This window comes from Shigella sp. FC1967, assembly GCF_001743005.1.
Lineage (GTDB): Bacteria > Pseudomonadota > Gammaproteobacteria > Enterobacterales > Enterobacteriaceae > Proteus.
Genome location: NZ_MIIZ01000822.1, coordinates 1 through 2,926, shown reverse-complemented (window position 1 = coordinate 2,926; position 2,926 = coordinate 1). Strand labels below are relative to the sequence as shown.

At 32.5% G+C, this 2,926-nt stretch carries 3 protein-coding genes and 2 pseudogenes; all 5 read left to right on the top strand.

The features are described from left to right. Positions 1-261: 261 nt before the first annotated feature. A pseudogene (gene ftnA, locus BHE89_RS13790) lies at positions 262-766 on the top strand (non-heme ferritin). Positions 767-1,228: 462 nt separating this feature from the next. Then, complete coding sequence (gene copC / locus BHE89_RS13785; protein WP_069369373.1) at positions 1,229-1,621, top strand: copper homeostasis periplasmic binding protein CopC; 393 nt, start codon at positions 1,229-1,231, stop codon at positions 1,619-1,621. Continuing rightward, a pseudogene (gene copD, locus BHE89_RS13780) lies at positions 1,621-2,519 on the top strand (copper homeostasis membrane protein CopD). The gene copC and the pseudogene copD overlap by 1 nt, the downstream one beginning before the upstream one ends. A gap of 78 nt (positions 2,520-2,597) precedes the next feature. Beyond that, positions 2,598-2,804, top strand: a complete 207-nt coding sequence (locus BHE89_RS13775) for a DUF2511 domain-containing protein (RefSeq protein ID WP_286146142.1) — start codon at positions 2,598-2,600, stop codon at positions 2,802-2,804. 17 nt (positions 2,805-2,821) lie between these two features. Then, positions 2,822-2,893, top strand: coding sequence for a hypothetical protein (locus BHE89_RS27110; RefSeq protein WP_353615132.1), 72 nt, complete (start codon positions 2,822-2,824; stop codon positions 2,891-2,893). The last annotated feature ends 33 nt before the right edge of the window (positions 2,894-2,926 follow it).

The following is a 2,926-nucleotide window of genomic DNA, read 5'->3' as shown; positions in this document are numbered from 1 at the left end:
TGATGTTTATATCTATATATTTCAATGCGTTACATTGTTTTTTTTGGTAATAATTAAATATATATCCATCCTTAATGATAATAAGTACTATTTAGTTTTTTAATAGGGTTAAAAGTATATTACAAATGAGATTGGTTTTTATTTTTATTACAGTTAATTAATTGAAAAAACAAATAAAATCACACTTAAATAGCTATATTTTTTATTTTTAACTGTGCATAATATCCATAATGTTAATTTTTATCGTAAAGGACGTAAAATATGTTACATCAAGATATGATCAATAAATTGAATGAACAGCTAAATTTAGAGTTTTATTCGGCAAATTTGTATTTGCAAATGAGTGCTTGGTGCAACGATAAAGGATTTGATGGAGCTGCTAAATTTTTTAAAAGCCCACTCTCGTGAAGAAATGGAACATATGCACCGTTTATTTGATTACTTAAGTGATACAGGTGCAATGCCTTTACTTGGGGCGATTGAAGCTCCACCTGCTGAATTTTCATCATTATCTGAATTATTCGATAAAACTTACGAACATGAAAAACATATCACATCTGAGATTAATAAATTAGCACATGTTGCAATGACAACTCAGGATTATTCAACATTTAACTTCTTACAATGGTATGTTGCAGAACAGCATGAAGAAGAAAAATTATTTAAATCAATCCTAGATAAATTAGCAATGGTTGGTGACAGTGGTAAAGCTTTATTCTTGTTAGATAAAGATCTGAATACATTATCAACATCTGCACATGTCTAATTATTGGCTAAAATTTAGATGACCTAATTAATTGCGCTCTGTTATGAATGAATAGCAGGGCGTTTTATTCTTCTCTACTACCTCCCTTTTTATTCTTACTATCCTTATCTCTTATCTCTTATCTCTTATCTCTTATCTCTTATCTCTTTTCTTATTTATATTGTCTGTTTTTTATCCTCAAAATACTTATTGAATGCTATTTATACAGGAAGGTTATTTTGTTTTTTAATTGCATTTGGTTATGTATTGAACTGTTTAGACTGTCAATATGGGTATTATATTTTTTTTGAAGTGTAAAAAATGGGTGATATCTGAAACAGAAACTGGTCTAAATAACATATATTTTGAGTGCTAGTTCACAACCTTTTTATTTCTAATATCAAGAAGCGAAGATCTTGACGTAAATTTGCTATAAAATATTTTCATAAAATAAAAAAATCACCTGTAATTTAAGAGGTTATTATGTCATTAAATACACTTAAGACATCTTGGGGTAAATTATCAGCTATTGCTGTTTTATTCCTTGGTATGTCATACCAACAAGCATTAGCACACGCACACTTAAAATCACAGTTACCTGCTGAAGGCGCAGCGATTGAACAAGCCCAAGCGCCGAAAGTTATTACGTTAGACTTCTCTGAAGGTATTGAATTAGCCTTTAGCAAAATCAAAGTTACTGATAGCGATGGCAAAGAAATCACGGTAGGAAAGTTGAGCTTAGACCCTGTTAACAACACTAAATTATTACTGCCTTTAGAAAGTGATTTAGCTGAAGGTAATTATTTGGTTAATTGGAACGTTGTTTCCGTTGATGGGCACAAGACAAAAGGTTCTTATCAATTTAGTGTAAAATAATGACACCTGAAGACGTTTATATTTTATGCCGTTTTTTCCATTTTGTGGCAGTCATGTTTATGTTCGGACTGAGCTTCTCGGCTGCCATTCTTGCAAAAGATAAGTTTATTCCTCTTATTCAAGTTCGTTTGCGTCCTGCATTAGCGATTAGTACTGTTACTGTATTTGTTACGACTTATTTATGGATGGCAGTACAATCCGGTATTATGGGGGACGGATGGGAGGATGCTTGGTCGTTTGAAATATGGAAGGCAGTATTAGGTACTTCATTTGGTCAAGTTTGGCAATGGCAATTAGTATTAGCAACCGTTGCATTTACTTTTTTTATTTATACATCAACGTCATCTTCGTAACTTCTCTTTATTAATTGTTGCTTCAATTATGTTGATCTTACATGCATCAATTGGTCATGGTGCTATGTTTACAGGAGCAGAAGCGATATTTTATAAAGTTAACCAAAGTATTCATCTTATTAGTGCTGCATATTGGTTTGGGGGACTGTGGCCATTTGTTGCTTGTTTGCAATTTTTACGGAATAAAGATGAACTTGCAGATGGGATGCTCAAACCTATCATTGGGACAATGAAGCGATTTTCGCTTTTAGGTCATATTGCTGTTCTATTGGTTACTATTACTGGTATTATCAGTGCCATTATGTTAATTCCAGGATGGCCATCAGTACAATTATCATCCGAATATCAAAGTATGCTATGGCTTAAAATTAGTTTAGTGGTGTTAATGCTTGGTCTAGCCGTAATTAATCGCTATGTGTTAGTTCCTAATATACGTAAAAAAAAATAATTTTCAATGGTTGCTAGTAAATAGCTGGTTTGAATTATTACTTGGAACAATGGTTATTTTTACCGTAGCCATCTTTGCGATTAACTCACCTGTATAGCTTGTTATATAATCGAAAAAACCTAATTTCTTAAGTGAGATATCCACATGAAACGTTTTTTTATTAGTGGGAATGTTAATGCTTTTCTCTTTTCAAGCATTCTCTGCGGCACCTATTTCAACAGTGAGTAAACTTCAATTTGGTGATGATTGGCCATTTACGCGGGAAGAAGTGATGCTCAATTGTCGTGCTGATGGTGCTTGGTTTGTGATTAATCCAGCAACACTGATGCAGTACCCACTTAATGAAATCGACAATAAAACAAATGGAAAAGTGGAAAAGTAAAAGCACAGTTGATTGATGTGATTTTACTGCCAGATCCTAATTCACCTGAAAAGAAAAAAATCCGTAGAAGTCATACAGAATGCAATTAAGTCGCTCTGTGAGAAAAATTAATCAAGTGATTA